The 16,514-nt window shown below is 46.2% G+C and carries 13 protein-coding genes; 11 read left to right on the top strand and 2 right to left on the bottom strand.

Features of this window, described 5'->3' with window-relative positions:
* Positions 1-108: 108 nt before the first annotated feature.
* Complete coding sequence (locus C1A02_RS07130; protein ID WP_101697536.1) at positions 109-1,509, bottom strand: MFS transporter; 1,401 nt, start codon at positions 1,507-1,509, stop codon at positions 109-111.
* 809 nt (positions 1,510-2,318) lie between these two features.
* Between C1A02_RS07130 and C1A02_RS07125 the strand changes: the two genes are divergently transcribed.
* The 10 genes from C1A02_RS07125 (at position 2,319) to C1A02_RS07080 (ending at position 13,589) form a co-directional block, all read left to right on the top strand.
* Positions 2,319-3,737, top strand: a complete 1,419-nt coding sequence (locus tag C1A02_RS07125; RefSeq protein ID WP_101697535.1) for a sigma-54 interaction domain-containing protein — start codon at positions 2,319-2,321, stop codon at positions 3,735-3,737.
* Positions 3,738-4,488: 751 nt separating this feature from the next.
* Positions 4,489-5,751: a solute carrier family 23 protein gene (locus C1A02_RS07120; RefSeq protein WP_243577949.1), complete on the top strand. Its 1,263-nt coding sequence runs from the start codon at positions 4,489-4,491 to the stop codon at positions 5,749-5,751.
* Positions 5,752-5,971: 220 nt separating this feature from the next.
* The gene (locus C1A02_RS07115; protein WP_101697533.1) at positions 5,972-7,423 is read left to right on the top strand and encodes a 4-hydroxyphenylacetate 3-hydroxylase family protein; all 1,452 of its coding nucleotides are present in this window, start codon (positions 5,972-5,974) and stop codon (positions 7,421-7,423) included.
* A gap of 74 nt (positions 7,424-7,497) precedes the next feature.
* Positions 7,498-7,779 carry a NifU family protein gene (locus C1A02_RS07110; protein ID WP_101697532.1) on the top strand — a complete coding sequence of 94 codons (282 nt, stop codon included), beginning with the start codon at positions 7,498-7,500 and terminating at the stop codon, positions 7,777-7,779.
* Positions 7,780-7,836: 57 nt separating this feature from the next.
* Positions 7,837-9,138, top strand: a complete 1,302-nt coding sequence (locus C1A02_RS07105) for an acetyl-CoA hydrolase/transferase family protein (RefSeq protein ID WP_101697531.1) — start codon at positions 7,837-7,839, stop codon at positions 9,136-9,138.
* A gap of 93 nt (positions 9,139-9,231) precedes the next feature.
* Positions 9,232-9,465, top strand: a complete 234-nt coding sequence (locus C1A02_RS07100) for an acyl carrier protein (protein WP_101697530.1) — start codon at positions 9,232-9,234, stop codon at positions 9,463-9,465.
* Position 9,466: 1 nt separating this feature from the next.
* On the top strand, positions 9,467-10,879 hold the full coding sequence (locus C1A02_RS07095; RefSeq protein ID WP_101697529.1) for an AMP-binding protein: 1,413 nt from the start codon (positions 9,467-9,469) through the stop codon (positions 10,877-10,879).
* A gap of 2 nt (positions 10,880-10,881) precedes the next feature.
* Positions 10,882-11,958, top strand: coding sequence for a LuxE/PaaK family acyltransferase (locus C1A02_RS07090; RefSeq protein WP_243577948.1), 1,077 nt, complete (start codon positions 10,882-10,884; stop codon positions 11,956-11,958).
* Positions 11,942-13,141, top strand: a complete 1,200-nt coding sequence (locus C1A02_RS07085; RefSeq protein WP_101697527.1) for an acyl-CoA reductase — start codon at positions 11,942-11,944, stop codon at positions 13,139-13,141. The genes C1A02_RS07090 and C1A02_RS07085 overlap by 17 nt, the downstream gene beginning before the upstream one ends.
* Before the next feature lie 58 nt (positions 13,142-13,199).
* A complete protein-coding gene (locus tag C1A02_RS07080) occupies positions 13,200-13,589 on the top strand; it encodes a MaoC family dehydratase (protein ID WP_101697526.1) in 390 nt (129 codons plus the stop codon).
* Positions 13,590-13,910: 321 nt separating this feature from the next.
* Here C1A02_RS07080 and C1A02_RS07070 read toward each other — a convergent pair whose 3' ends face one another.
* Positions 13,911-15,113 carry an iron-containing alcohol dehydrogenase gene (locus C1A02_RS07070; RefSeq protein WP_101697524.1) on the bottom strand — a complete coding sequence of 401 codons (1,203 nt, stop codon included), beginning with the start codon at positions 15,111-15,113 and terminating at the stop codon, positions 13,911-13,913.
* 344 nt (positions 15,114-15,457) lie between these two features.
* On the opposite strand from C1A02_RS07070, the gene C1A02_RS07065 reads away from it, so the two are divergent.
* Positions 15,458-16,453: an SPL family radical SAM protein gene (locus C1A02_RS07065; RefSeq protein ID WP_101697990.1), complete on the top strand. Its 996-nt coding sequence runs from the start codon at positions 15,458-15,460 to the stop codon at positions 16,451-16,453.
* Positions 16,454-16,514: the final 61 nt, after the last annotated feature.

The raw sequence follows: 16,514 nt of genomic DNA, 5'->3' as shown, positions 1-16,514 counted from the left end.
GCCCTTTTTATTCCAGCAAATGTATTCTTGGATTTTATCAAAAATATGTTATTGCATTACACCGGATCGCAGGCTGGATTTTCACTCCAGCCTATCAACGGATATGCCTCATTTATGTGCATCGCAAAGGGGGTTATCTGTTGCACTGAGAGTCACTCTTTTTTTATGCAATGTAACAAAAGCACAAAATATGCTGGCCACCAATAAGAAGAAGAAAATAAAAAGTACTGCCGTTGCTCCGGATGCAGTTCCGTGTTCAAACCCATCTTTTTGCTGGAAGAAAGAGAATACCGCAGCCACGGATGCCGTAGAAACGGCTCCAACAAACTGCTGCAAAGTATTGACGATGGCATTGCCGTCTGAAAGCTGATCCTGCGTTAACAAATTCAAACTGCTGGTCATCAAATTGCTGTAAGAAAACCCTAAACCAATCATCAGAACCAAATGAGAACCTATCAGTAATACAATGGAATTGGTATGCAGCAGCAGTGCCAGAAGCATAACGCCGATAAAGGCCGTGAACAAACCGGCCAAAATGGGCTTGTTTGCTCCCACTTTGTCTAACAATCTGCCTGAAACAGGGGCCAGCAAGGCACCTGCCAGGGCACCCGGAAACATAAACATTCCGGCAACCGAAGCATTAAATCCAGCGGCAATCTGCAAATAATTGGGCAATACAAAAGACAGTCCCAATAACAGTGCCTGATACACCAAAAGGCTAAATAATAAGAATGAAAATTGGCGGTTTTTGAGCACTGACAACTGCAGTAAAGTGGAATGCTGATTGGAACGCAAAAACAGCAGTCCGCCCACGATTCCCACGGCTAAAAACAGCCCAAAAGTAACGGCCGATCCGGCACTTAACGCCATGATAAAAAAGGTAAACGTAACGGCCAGGAAAAAAACGCCGGGAAAATGGATCGGTTGTTTCTCTTTTCGCGGTTCTTTGGGAATGGAGTAGAGCCCCAGAATCAGAGAAAACACCAGAAACGGCATTAAAATGATATAGATATAACGCCAGTTCAGTAAATTGGACAGCAATCCGCCATATGTGGGCCCAACGGCAGGGGCTATCGATGTTGTAAATGTACCAAGCCCCATCATCATCCCCCGTGTTTCAATCGGCGCTTTTGTCAGGATAATATGGAACATAAGAGGCAGTCCAATACCGGTTCCTATTCCCTGAAGAAAACGGCCGAGCAACAAAAGAAAAAATGTGGGAGAATAACAATTAATCAAGATGCCCAGTGAAAAAAGCAAATTGGCTGTAATGAACAAAGTGCGTGCAGAAAAGTTACGATTTAAATAAGAAGACAGCGGCACAATAATCGAAATCATCAGCAGATAGATGGTCGTTACCCATTGAATCTCAACTGTACTGACACCAAATTCCTGTATAAGTGACGGAAAGGTCACATTCATTGCCGTTTCAATTAACACGCCGGAAAATGATAGAAGTCCGGTGGCAATAACTGCACCGAACAGATGGAAGGGTTTGTTTTGCTTCATGTTTTCACCTCAAAATTATCTAAAACAGTTCTTTTCCGGCTTTGCCGAAAAAGTTCCAGAAAACAACAAAGGCGAAAGTTATTATTTTAAAAATAATAACTTTCGCCTCTATATCAGCACGAACCGTGCTCTCTGTACGAAATATATCTCAGCAATTTTATCATGTCTATTTTAGATTGTCAAGACAGAAACAGCAGATTATGAACACTCATTTTAAATCAATTTTCCCCATGAATTCGTTCCTCTTCCCCAGCCCTTAAACAGTTTTTGCCGGCATTGCTTCATTGACTTGGAAAATAGTTCCTGTTACAATATTTCTTAAAGTGAAAATAACAATACGAAATAGAATTCGCTTTCTTAACAGAATAAGCAAAATAAAATCTGGTTTTCATCACTTGGCTGTGATCTTTTTTCACCAATTCAAATCCGCTATTTTTCAATTTTATAGTAAATGCTATCTTAATATTTTTCAAAACGGAGAAAATACAGCTAAAAAGGGATAGAAATCATCCAATATGCAGCTGCTTTGAGAATCTGTGACAAATACCGCAAAACCGATTTTTTTAAAAACAATGAATAAAAGCTACAAAATCTGGTTTGATTTTAATTTTCTTTTTGATATAATAGTAAAAATGAATGATCTTTAAGAGAAACAAAGGTCAAGCATCAGATGTAAGTGAAAAAACCGTATGAAAGACACAGGCTCTGGGCTCCAATCCCACCACAAAAGATTGGCAGCAAAAGAGAATCTGCCTTGATCGATTGCCTGAAAAATGCACCAGAGCTGTTTTGCTGACAAAGGAGGAAGTATGGAACGAAATCCCGTATATATGCATGACAGAACCGATTTCCCGAATGCCTATAATACGACCGACGCGTTAATCGCTATTCTGGAAAGCTCTTTTGATGGCATTTATATTACGGACGGAGAGGCCAATACCATATGGATTAACCATTCGTATGAGGTGATCTCCGGCCTAAAAGGCAGCGAGGTAATCGGTAAAAACATGATAAAACTCGAGCAAAGCGGCCTTATTTCCCGCTCGGCTTCGCTTCTTGCCTTAAAAGGCCGAACGACGGTCACAATAGACCAGACTTTCCGCACCGGAAAGCGTGCTGTTGTCACCAGTGCACCGATTTTTAACGAGCAAAATGAAGTTGTAATGGTCGTTACCAACGTGCGTGATATCTCAGAGCTTTACTGTCTGAAACAGCAGCTGGCAAAAAAGCGCGAAGAGACCCAGCGCCATACCGATGAAATAGAGGTTATTCGCAAACAGCTGCTGCAAATGAAAAACATGGTGGTCGGTGACAAAAAAATGCTTAATCTGCTTCGTATGGTGGGGCGAGTTGCGCAGCTGGACACACCGGTTCTGCTTCTTGGGGAAACAGGCGTGGGCAAAGAACTAATCGCCACCTATATCCACCAAAAAAGCAGCCGCAAAAATGGCCCCTTTATTAAAGTAAATTGCGGAGCCATTGCGGAAAATCTGGCCGAAAGTGAGCTGTTCGGCTATATGCCGGGTGCTTTTACCGGGGCCAGCCGAGAGGGCCGTATCGGCCTGTTTGAGGTAGCCAATAAAGGCACGATCTTTTTAGATGAAGTCGGCGAACTACCGCCCAACCTGCAAGTCAAGCTCCTTCGTGTTTTGCAGGAACAAGAAATTCTTCGCGTGGGTTCCAGCACGGCCATTAAGGTCGATGTACGCATTGTGGCCGCCACCAACCGGGACATGGAAGAAATGGTGAAAAAGGGAAAGTTTCGGCAGGATCTTTATTATCGGCTGAATGTATTCCCCGTGAACGTGCCGCCACTTCGAGAACGAACCGAAGATATTCCAAAATTGGTGCAGCATATGCTGGATCACCTGAATAAAAAGTATTCCGAGAAAAAATTCGTAAATCAAACCGCACTGATTAGCCTGATGGAATACGAATGGCCCGGAAACGTTCGTGAGTTGAAAAACGTTATAGAACGCTCTTTTATTATCAGCGACGGTGACGAAATTGACAGCAGCGATCTGATGCTGAAAAAGAACTTGATCGACTGGGAATCCGAACAAAAGAATGAACCATTCGATTTAAAGGTGTTTTTAGAAAAAATTGAAAAAGAATACATAGATAAAGCTTATCAAAACCAGCCCAGCATCCGCGCTGCCGCGCAAAGCCTGCATATGGATCCGGCAACCTATTTGCGCAAGCGTCAGAAATATATGGAAAAGGCTTGAGGCTTTTCCAAAACTTTTTTCCATAAAACAAAATACAAAATACGTCATAATTCGGCTGATATCGCCGTTTTATGACGTATTTTTTTGTAAGCAAATTTATATTATTCTTTCATTGCAAAATCAATTAACCATAGTCTGATTTCGTTTCAAAACTGCAATTTTGTTTTAAAACTGAAACACGGCTTTTTGAAATATAGTGATATTGTATTAAAAATTTTCTATTATTCCTTTTATTTAATATTTTTTATTTATAAATTTCTCTAAAAACCAGCATGTCCCTTTAGTCAGTCTGTAATTCTTGTTGTGAAATTGCTAGAATTTTTTTGTCGAAATTGTTCGATTTGGAAAATGTAAAAAATAAGCCATGTGTTTTATGCTGACTGGCACCGTTATTGCTTCATTATTTTACCAGACAGAATTTTTTGCAGCACGCTCCAAAATTAAGGGGGGAGGTTCAAGGGCGCGGGTAAAATATGATATGAGGAGAGAAAAACTTGATGGAAAAAATAGTATCAGGATTTCAAAAAGAAGGGAGAGCGGAGACCTGCGGGTCCTTTCATTTAACTTTACCATCCAAAGAATAAGTAAAGGAGAATAATGCATGGCACATAAAAGAGAGTATGGGAAAGAATGTCCTTACATACCAGCAGGTCCATTCAAAATACGTCTTCCCGGAGTGCACTACAAATTTGAAATTGCAGATTATATTCAAGGACTTTTGATGTGTGCAGTCTGTCTTGGAGCTGTCCCAATGCTTCAACAGTATTTGGGAATGCCATTTGAAGTTGCTTTGGCCATTGTCGTACTGAATGGAATTCTTTATTGCACCCATGTTTTGCTGGGTGATCCGGTTGTACCTGGTTGGGTCACACCCGCTATACCGCTTTTGATGTTATATATCAGCGAATTTCCCATGGGGCCTGAAAGGGTTCAGGCACTGATTGCATTTGAATTGAGTTTGGGTGTTTTTGCTGCAGTTCTTGGTATTACCGGACTCGGCAAGAAAATCATTACACTGATACCGAATTGTATGCAGGCCGGTATCATCGTGGGTGCCGGAATTGCGGCTGTAAATACGGTGTTCGGCCAAACCGGATATTTTCAAAAATATCCTTGGTCAATTGCAATCTGTATCGGCCTGGCATTTTGGCTGTTATTTTCAAACTATTTTAAAAGCATAAGAAACAAGAACAAATTTCTTCAGGCTATTTCAAATTTAGGTATTTTGCCTTGCGTATTGTTAGCGGTAATCGTCGCTCCGCTGGTAGGAGAAACTGTGTGGCCAAGTATTAAATGGGGATTTTCAGCCCCCGCATTTGGTGAACTGTGGAGCCATTGGACATTTTGGTCCATCGGCTTTCCGCCCGCAATGATGTTTATTAAGGCTATCCCAATGGTTTTTTCCGCTTATGTAATATTGTTTGGTGAAATGATTCAGGCACAAGCATTGTTGCAAGACGCAGCAAAAGCTCGTCCGGATGAACTGATAGACTATAATCCGAACCGGTCACATTTAATATTTGGACTGCGAAATTGTTTAATGTCACTGATAGGCCCGGATATCACGATGTGCGGCCCTCTGTGGGCAGCCATGCAGGTTGTGGTATGTGATAGATACAAGCATGGTAAAAAGTCCATGGATTCCATATACGGAGGGGCCGGTTCCTTCCGATTTGGTACTTTGACAGGCTATTTCTTGCTGCCTATCGTCACTTTGGTTACTCCTATTTTAAACATAGCACTGGCTTTGACCATGATGGTTCAAGGATATGTTTCTGTGAGAATCGGAATACTCAAAGCACGTACTTTAAATGATTTGGGCATTGCAGGTGTAATGGCCGCTGTAATCGTTGCAAGAGGTGCGGCTTGGGGCCTTGGCGTAGGTGTCGTATTAAGTTTATTGGTGTTACTTGGCAATAAAAAAGAATTGGATCAAAACATTTTTGTCAGAGAAGACCCCAAAGCAGAGCCTGAGCCAGAGCCTGAACTCTGTGCAGTTAGCGTAAAAGAATAATCAACAGCCAAATTATGAGTAAAAATTTTTGTTTGCTTCCGGCAGGCGGATAAATGGCACATTGCACGTTTGCTGATTCTTCTTGCTCAAAAGGTTCGAAGAAAAACCACCACAACAGAATCCGTCCAGGTTCCGTCTGCCCTTTCAGCGGCTGAAACCAAATAAGACGGCTTTTATTTCCATTGTCTAATCAAAATTAACATACAGGAGGAATTTTATCATGGCACTTATGACTGGAGAACAGTACATTGAAAGCATCCGCAAGCTGAACCTGCAGATCTACATGTTCGGCAAAAAAATCGAAACTCCGGTGGATGATCCTATCCTGCGCCCGTCCCTGAATTCGGTGCGTATGACATACGATTTGGCACAGATGCCGGAATATCAGGATGTGATGACCGCGACCTCTGCCCTAACCGGCAATCGTATCAACCGCTTCTGTCATATTCATCAAAGCACAGACGACTTGATTAAAAAGGTGAAAATGCAGCGTCTGCTGGGTCAGCAAACCGCTTCGTGTTTTCAGCGCTGCGTGGGAATGGACGCTTTTAACGCCTTGTACTCCACCACATATGAAACAGATCAGGAATACAAAACCGATTATTTTGAGAACTTCAAACGCTTTGCTACATATGTAGAAGAAAACGATTTGACCGTTGACGGCGCTATGACAGACCCCAAGGGTGACCGCGGTCTGGCCCCCCACGCACAGGCAGACGCCGACATGTATCTTCACGTTGTTGAGCGCCGTCCCGACGGCGTGGTAGTGCGCGGAGCCAAAGCGCATCAAACCGGAATCATCAATTCTCACGAAGTCATCGTCATGCCCACCATCGCAATGGGTCCCGACGACAAAGACTATGCAATTTCCTTTGCAGTTCCCACCGATTCCGAAGGCATCTTCATGATCATCGGCAGACAAAGCTGTGATACCAGAAAGCTGGAAGGCTCTGACATGGACGTTGGAAACAGCGAATTTGGCGGAGTAGAAGCTCTTGTGGTGTTTGATAATGTATTCGTGCCCAATGACCGCATCTTCCTCAACGGCGAAGCAGAATTTGCCGGAATGATGGTAGAGCGCTTTGCCGGATATCACAGACAAAGCTATGGCGGCTGTAAGGTGGGCGTGGGCGATGTGCTCATCGGAGCCGCAGCCGTTGCCGCCGAATATAACGGTGCAGACAAAGCTTCTCACGTAAAAGATAAACTGATTGAAATGGTTCATTTGAACGAAACCCTGTTTGCCTGCGGGATTGCCTGTTCCGCAGAAGGCACAAAAACCAAATCCGGAAACTACATCATCGATCTTCTGCTGGCAAACGTCTGTAAGCAGAATGTCACCCGTTTCCCGTACGAGATCGTTCGTCTGGCCGAAGACATTGCCGGCGGTCTGATGGTAACGGCTCCCTCTGAAAAGGATTTGCGTGACGAGAAAGTCGGGCCGTATATCGAGAAATACCTGAAGGGTGTATCCCGCGTATCCACCGAAAACCGCCTGAGAATCCTTCGCCTGATTGAAAACCTTTCTCTTGGAACAGCTGCGGTCGGTTACCGTACCGAATCCATGCATGGTGCCGGTTCGCCGCAGGCACAGCGCATCATGATCGCCCGTCAGGGTAACTTGGGTGCCAAGAAGAAGCTGGCGAAGAAAATCGCTCATATTTCCGAATAACACAACAAAGACAGGCGGCTTTTGCCAACAGGAAAAGCCGCCTGCAAAATCTAAGATAAACGGGGACTGCAGCTATGCTTTCAACCATTGAAACGGTACTTCAACAGTATGTTCGTCCACAACTGGTGCTGCATCACGGCGACATACAGCTTTTGGACTATTCGAACGGTACGATACGGGTTCGCCTTCTGGGCGCATGCTCCAATTGCCCGGCAGCTCTGCAAACCGTTCAAGAAATCGTGCTTGAAACGGTTCAGGCACACGTTCCGCAAGTACGGGCCGTTTCGCTGGAAACCGGCGTCAGCGACGAGCTTATGGAAGCTGCCCGAGCGCTTATGCGCAGCCGCGGAGCTTAAAATCCACAGTAAAACTGAAAGGTTCCCGTTGATGGAACCACAAAGGAGTGATCTTGCTTGTCTTGGCAGGAACTTTATGAAAAAAAACGCATGACCGCAGACGAAGCGGTCAAACAAATCAAATCCGGCGACCGGGTGGTAATCGCCCACGCCACCGGAGAGCCCACCGCTTTGGTTGAGGCTATGGTAAAAAACGCAGCAGCGTATCAAAATGTAGAGATTGTACACATGGTCGCCATGGGAAAAGGAGAATACTGCAAACCGGAATATCAAGATAATTTTCGGCATAACAGCCTTTTCTTAGGCGCTTCTACCCGAGCTGCAATTGCAGAGGGACGGGGCGATTTTACCCCCGTATATTTCTCCCAGATTCCGGATCTGTTCCGGAACACTTTGCACCCCAACGTGGTACTGCTTCACCTGTCCCCTCCTGATGATCACGGTTATTGCAGTTACGGCGTTTCTGTTGACTACACGAAACCGGCCGCGGAATGTGCCGATCTTCTCATTGCCCAGATTAACCCCAACATGCCCCGCACTTTGGGGGATAGCTTTATCCACATCAGTGAACTGGACTGCATTGTAGAAGAAGACGTTCCGCTTCTGGAACTGGGCAAACCCACCATCGGAGACGTGGAAAAAGCCATCGGCGAACACTGTGCCTCTTTGATTCAGGACGGTGATTGCCTGCAGCTGGGAATCGGTGCCATTCCGGATGCCGTGCTTCTATTTTTGAAAGAAAAACAAGATTTGGGCATCCATTCTGAAATGTTTTCAGATGGTGTCGTTGAGTTGGTAGAGTCCGGAGTAATCACCAACCGCTGCAAAACACTGCACAAAGGATGCTGTGTGGCCACTTTCCTGATGGGCAGCCGCCGCCTGTACGACTTTGTAAATAACAATCCTTCCGTAGCCATGTATCCCGTGGATTACGTCAATGACCCTGCTATCATTGCGAAAAACGATAATTTGGTTTCTATCAACTCTTGTGTACAAGTGGATCTGCTGGGTCAGGTTGTGTCTGACTCCATTGGAAAAAAACAATTTTCTGGTGTAGGCGGTCAGGTCGATTTTGTGCGCGGCGCAAATCTAAGCCGTGGCGGACGCACCATTATGGCGATGCCCTCTTCTCTAGTACGCAAAGACGGAACCAGAATCTCGAAAATTGTAACACTCATTGATGAAGGCGCAGCCGTCACCACTTCTCGTTATGATGTAGATTATGTCGTGACAGAATTCGGCGTGGCTCAGCTCAAAGGAAAGACTCTGAAAGAAAGAGCGCTGGCACTGATTGCCGTCGCACATCCAGACTTCCATGAAGAACTGATGAAAGAATACCACAGCCGTTTCCACTGCTAATAGAACCGTGAAGTACGCTTGGCAGAATGTGGAATATCCCATTCTGTCAGGCGCACAATCGGCAGCATGCATTCGTTGCAAAGGAGGGATTGGATGACTGATTTAGAAAAATATGAGAACGTGTTTTTATCTTTATTTGATGTAACGCGTGAAGATCTCAGCACACTGACTTATCTGCGCGGACGTTGGGATTCTTTACAGCACGTGGATATGATTACCATGCTGGAAGAAACCTTTGATATTTCCATCAACTCAACCGATGTTGTTCTGTTTAATAGTTTTGAAAAAGGGAAAAAAATCCTGCGCGGCTACGGCGTGGAGGTTTGATATGTTTTTGTCCATCGAAAAACACGCACCCAATCAATGCGCCCTGCTGGATTCCAAAGGGCAAAGCGTCAGCTACGGCCAACTTGTGGAATCCTGCAAAAAAATAGAGCTACCCCAACAGGAGCGCTCGTTGGTCTTTTGCCTGTGCCGTAATACCATTGGCTGTATTTTGGGCTATGTAGGACTGTTATCGCAGCAAGCCGTTCCGCTGATGCTGGACAGCAGCTTGGAACCGGCAATGGCTCGGGAGCTGATACAGCAATACCACCCCAGCGCCCTTTGGCTGCCGCAAGAGCTGATAAAAGATTACCCTGAGTTTTGTGTCCGTCTTCAGCTCCAAGGATATGCATTGCTGGATACCGGGTATGAATCGCCCCCCATGTTCCAAAAGCTTGCGCTGCTCCTTACCACCTCTGGTTCCACAGGAAGCCCCAAGCTCGTTCGTCAAAGTATGGAGAATTTACGCTCGAATGCTCAGGCCATTGCAGAGTATTTAGAACTAACCCCATCAGAACGAGCCATCACCGTTCTTCCGCTGCACTATACTTATGGCCTGTCTATCTTGCACAGTCATCTTCTGGCCGGGGCAACCCTTCTTCTGACAGAGCACAGCGTGGTACAGCAGGAATTCTGGGACTTTTTTGATCAGGCACAAGCAACCAGCCTGAGCGGTGTGCCTATCACCTATACCCTGTTGGAACGGGCCGGATTTTTCGATCGTCCCCTTCCTTCCCTTCGTTACTTTACTCAGGCCGGCGGCAAACTGCCCCACACCATGCACAGTCAGTGCGCCGCTTTTGCCGCAAAGCGAAACATTCGCTTTTATGCCATGTATGGCCAAACGGAAGCAACGGCTCGAATGAGCTATTTGCCGTGGGATATGGCCGCGAAAAAGTGCGGGAGCATCGGCATCGCAATCCCCGGCGGTACCTTTCAGCTGATCGCCGAAGACGGACAGGAAATCACCGAAACAAACCGGGAAGGGGAACTGATTTATCGAGGAGCCAACGTAACCTTGGGTTATGCGGAAAATGCACTGAACCTATGGAACGAAGACGACTGGGCCGGTGTTTTAGCCACCGGAGATCTGGCTTACCGGGACGAGGACGGCTACTATTATATTACCGGAAGAAAAAAGCGATTTCTGAAATTATATGGGAACCGGGTCAGTTTGGATGAATGTGAGCGTTTGATTCGCGAGACATTCCCCCAGCTGGACTGTGCCTGTGTTGGAACAGACGATCATTTAAAAGTCTATCTAACCGCACAAACACAAGAGCAGGCAAAAGAAGTGACCCTTCATCTTGCCCGAACGCTGCGCTTTCCGGCAAAGGCTTTTTCTGCCGTTTTATGTTCCCAAATTCCCAGAAATCCGGCTGGGAAAATTCAGTATACCCAACTGGAGGTGCAGTGACGGTGGAATTTCTTGCCCATTGCTTTGAATCGCCGCCTTTTGCGTGGGAACAGCCCCAAAAAGACGCATTGTTTTTGCCTGCGATTACCGAACTGACACAATGGCACGACCGCAGCTGCCCGCAATATCATTCCATCCTTCGCACGCTGGGATGCCATGATTTGCAGTTTTCTAACGTCAGTGAGATCCCCTTTCTTCCCTCCAGTATTTTTCGAACACTGCGCCTGACCAGCCAAACAACCAATGACTATCAAAGAACGCTCACCTCGTCCGGCACCACCGGCACTTCTGCGGTTCGCGTGGAATTGGATCGGGAAACTTCGGCGCTTCAGCAAAGGGCCTTAGCGCACATTGCCGGGGATTTTTTGGGCCAAAAGCGTTTGCCCATGCTGATTTTAGATTCCCCATCTGTTCTGCGGGATTCCAACCGCTATTCTGCCAAAGGAGCCGGAATTCTAGGGTTTTCCATCTTTGGAAGAGGCAGAACCTTTGCACTGAAAGAGGATATGACACTGGATGTCAATGCTCTGGAAAGTTTCTTAGAAAATGCAGGCAATTCGCCTTTTTTGATATTTGGATTCACCTTTATTGTATGGCAATATTTTTATCAGGCACTGTGCCGCCTGCCCAAGCATCTGGATTTTTCCAATGGGATTCTGGTTCACGGCGGCGGGTGGAAAAAGCTTCAGGATCAGGCAGTGCCGCCTGAAGAGTTTCGTGCACGCATCCAAGCAATATGCGGTTTAAAAAGAATCCACAACTATTATGGAATGGCGGAGCAAACCGGCTCTATCTTCATGCAGTGCGAACACGGCCGATATCATGCCAGCAGTTTTTCTGAGGTCTTTGTCCGGCGTGCAGAAGATTTCTCGCTGTGCTCCCCAGGGGAGCCGGGAATTCTTCAGGTACTGTCTCTTCTTCCTCGTTCGTATCCGGGGCACAGCTTGCTGACAGAGGATGAAGGAATCCTTTTGGGGGAAGATGACTGTCCCTGCGGGCGGCATGGCCGCAGCTTTGCCGTAACGGGCCGATTGGCACAGGCAGAAGTCAGGGGGTGCAGCGATGCCTATTCCGTTTAAGGAACTTTCTGTTGAAATTGGAAATCCCGACTTTTTAGAGTCTCAGGATGCCCTTCCGGCTTTGCCGGTGTGTTCCCAGCCTGTGATCGATCTTTTGGATGCATTGTCCTGCCGCTTGCGTCAGTGCAGTGAAATCCGTATGTTTCCAGATTTAGCATCTTTGGCATTTTGGTTTCGGCGCAGTCACATTCGCCAGTTAGCAAAACAGTATGAAGGGGAGCTTCGCCTTGGCAGGGGGCTGGCGTTTCACATTGCCCCATCTAATGTTCCTTTGAATTTTGCCTATACTCTGGCCATGGGGCTGTTATCCGGCTGTGCAAACGCGGTTCGTTTGCCGAGCCGGGACTTTCCGCAGTCCGCCCTGCTTTGCCGGGAATGGAACACCCTGCTGCACAGGGATTTCTCCTCGCTTTTGCCCTATGTGCTGTGCTTTCGGTGTCCTCACGATCATTTGCTTTTGCCCCATCTGTCAGCGCACTGCGACATTCGCGTTCTGTGGGGCGGTAACGAAACCATTCAAAAAATCCGCCAGTTGCCGCTGAAACCCCGCGCCCTAGAGCTTCCCTTTGCAGACCGGTATTCCCTTTGTGTGCTTCATGCCAACGCTTTTTTGCAATATGACGCCCCACAGGAACTGGCCGAGCGTTTTTGCCAGGATGCGTATTTTGGCGGACAGTGGGCATGCACTTCGCCCCGGGTTGTTTTGTGGCTGGGGGAACCGGAAGAGTGTGATGCCGCACGGGACATTTTCTGGAAGTTAACCGACACCATCACAAAGGCCCGCTATGAGCTGGCTCCCATTCAAGCGGTAAAAAAACGGGAACAGATTTGCCTGCTGGCATCTGCCTATCCAGAAACACGCCTTTGCCCCGGCAGCAATCATGCCGTCCGGGCTGAAGTGCCGGAACTATCCCTTGGCATGATGGACTTTTGGACGGGCGAAGGCATGTTTCTGGAGTGTTGCGCGCGGCAGTTGGATGCGCTGCTCCCCATTTTAACCGACCGCTGTCAAACAGTGGCCAGTTTTGGCATAAAGGATTCGGAATGGAAAGCCTTTCTGCTGCGCACCCGTCCAAAGGGAATCGACAGAATCACTCCTTTGGGCAGCACAATGCAATTTTCACCCCATTGGGATGGTGTGGACTTGATTCAAAGCATGAGCCGAAACATTTCAATCGGATAGCTGTCCCAAAAACACTTTTTCCACACAAATTTAAGTATTGTTTGAAGGGAGAGCAATCATGGAAAAGATACGGTTGGGCGATACTGCACAGCGGACAATTACGATTTCAGAAGACGATGTGGAGCGTTACCGCCAATTGACCGGCGATCAAAACCCGCTTCATACTCTATCCTCGGGTGCAACCCGTTTTGACAAACCGGTCGTGCATGGAATGCTGTTGGCAAGCTATGTATCGGCTGTTATTGGAATGCAGCTTCCCGGCCCGGGAAGCGTCTATGTTTCTCAGGAAATCCGATTTGCCCGTCCGGTATATTTTAATGATACCATTACCATCACTTGTAAGGTGACTCGATTTGATCCCGAAACACGGCTGACCCGCCTTAGAACTGTGATACACAAATCAGATAGCCTGATTTTATCCGGCTATGCGGATGTACTGGCCCCTTAGATTTTATTTTTCCGTATCACGGCGTCCGGTTCAAAATGCAAAAAGCCACCGGCGCCGAGGATAGGAAACTTCACAAGGGCATTCGGAAAAACCGAGGTACAAAAGGCTTGTGTGCTGTTGCAGACATTAGGCTGTAATCTCCTCTTTTTTTACTTCTCCTAAAAAAACACAACCGCACATTCTTTGAAAAACTTCTTTTTTCCGTTACCTCCTGTTAAAAGCCTTTGACGGCTGCCTCTAAAAACACAAACACCCAAAAGAGTATACAACAAAAGAAACAAAAACCCCGCTGCCTGAGTTTCGGCAGCGGGGTTTTTGTTTTCAAAAGGATTCCCGATATATTTGTTCGACAATTTCTTTACTAAGCTCAACCGGAGCACTGTTCAGCAAACCGGCTAATCCAGGTGTTTCAAACGCAAGCTGTACCAACTGGGGAACATCCGACTCTTTAAAGCCTACATCCCCTAATTTCTCGGTAATTCCCACAGATTTCAGCCAGGCTCGAACCCCTTCGGCCGCTTTTTCTGCTTCCGCAGCATCGCCGGTAAGCCCAGGGGCAACTGCGCTCAGCAAATCGGCCAGAATTGCCCCGCAAGCCGGATAAATCGCCCGAATGACAGCCGGCAGCAAAACAGCCAAACCAAGGCCGTGGGTCAATTCCGGCTTCATGCCGCTCAAGGGATGTTCCAGTGCATGGGTAAAATGAAGCAGTCCATTATCAAAACTGGTGCCTGCAATCATAGCGGCATAGGCAAGAAAATACCGTGCCGTCAAATTTTTGGGTTCTCGAATGGCAACCGGCAAATATTCTGCGACCAGCTGCACCACTTCTTTGCCCAAAGTAATGGCAAAAGGATTATTTAAAACCGTTGTGGCGGCCTCTACCACATGGTTCACTGCATCAACACTAACATAGCGGGTCTGGTTTGCAGGCAAACCGATCATCAAAGCAGGATCATCAATGGAATACAGCGGGTAGATACAATCATAGGCAATGGCGGGTTTGTATCCCTTCTCTGGAATCGTAACCACCGCAAACCGGTTGGCCTCGCTGCCTGTGCCATGAGTTAAGTTAATCGCAACCAGCGGAACCGCTTTCTCGGCAGGGAACTTCAACTCATACAAATCCTGACAAGTTTTATCGGGATATTCCAAAAGAATTGCCACGCTTTTTCCTGCATCAATCGGGCTTCCGCCGCCGATACTGATTACCGCTTTGGCCCCCGCATCCCTGGCAATTTTGACTGCTTCATCCACTTGGTGTGTTTCTGGATTGGGCTGAACTTTATTATACAGCGTATAGCGGATTTTCTGCTGATCCAAGGCTTTGGTCACATAGTCCCATGCACCGGTTTTCGCATAAGCTCCTTTTCCCGTCATGACAATCACACTGTCAATTCCGCGGGACTTTAGCTGCTCTGCAATAAACTCCATCTTTTGAATGGCTCCAACCCCTAGAAAAACATGGCTTCCACAAATAATCGTACTCACGTTGTTCACATTAATTCCTTGCCTCCAAGACATCCAAAAACCTCCTTTAATAAGATTGATATAATTATAACATAACGTTATTTAAATAACAATCAAAAATGTAAATTTTTTCATGTTTCTAAGATAAATTATGGATAACATAAACATTTTTCTTTTCAGTCAAAACGAAAAAATAAAATGATATAGTTATTCTGTCACTGCTTTTATTCAGATTCTATCCAAAATCAGTATAAAAATGATTCGGCAAACACTTGACAAAATAAAGGTACAAAATCTTCTATTTCTTCCTTGTTTCTTTCTTTCCTATGCGAATTTTGCCCCAAATAGTACTCGCTGTTTGTGACACACTATAGTATCAGGAGGGCCGAAAAATGAATATGAGCTTTGATGCGGTTTATTATGAGCCGAACGCATTAGACTATGAATTGGGGCAAATGCTTCGCGAAAAATATAAACATCTGCCTTGGATAGAAATTGAAAGCCACAACCGAATTCCCGAATTATCTGCGGCAGAGAACCAAGACTTTCCCAAACTAAAAAAACATTTAATCATCGGGCTGAGAAAGACACACAAATATGTTGAAAATCATAAGGTTTCAGACTGGCTGGTTCCGTATACTTCTTCCGGCTGCCGAGCCATGTGTTTATATTGCTATTTAGTCTGCAATTACAATAAATGCGCCTATCTTCGGCTGTTCGTGAATCGGGAGCAAATGATGGACAGGCTATTGAAAAAAGACGCTGCGGCACCAGCGCCGCAAACCTTTGAAATCGGCAGCAACAGCGATTTGATTCTGGAAAACATCATCACAGATAATTTACCCTATACCATCGAACGCTTCGCACGCGAAGGCCGCGGCCATCTGACATTTCCCACGAAATTTGATATGGTAAAACCATTGCTGAATTTGGATCACCGGGGCAAAACCATCTTTCGCATGAGTGTAAATCCCCATGAAATCGTGAGCTGTGTCGAACTGGGGACCGCTCCGCTGAGCGCACGAATTCAGGCTCTGAATCAAATGGCCGAAGCTGGATATCCGGTGGGGCTCTTAATTGCACCCGTCATTTTACTTCCGGATTGGAAAGAATTATATGGGGAGTTAATTGATCAGCTGGCTGATGAGCTGAACGAAAAAGTCAAGAAAACTGGATTTATTGAAATTATCCTGATGACCTATAGTTTCGTACAAAATGCCATCAATACGGATGCATTCCCCCAGGCAGTTCCGCTTCTCAATCGAGAAACCATGACGGGGCGGGGACGCGGAAAATACTGTTACCGAAACGATGTGCGCGCCGAGGCGGAATCTTTTCTGCGGGAAAAACTGTCACAACAGTTAAAAACCATGCCAATATGGTACATCTCGTAGCAATTTTAAGTTTTCACGTCCTTTCTCTCGCCCACTTCTTCATTGGCTGTCAGAAGGCTGC

Origin of the sequence: Clostridium minihomine, assembly GCF_900240385.1 — a bacterium.
Lineage (GTDB): Bacteria > Bacillota > Clostridia > Oscillospirales > Acutalibacteraceae > Faecalispora > Faecalispora minihomine.
This window is presented reverse-complemented; position numbering and strand designations above follow the sequence as displayed.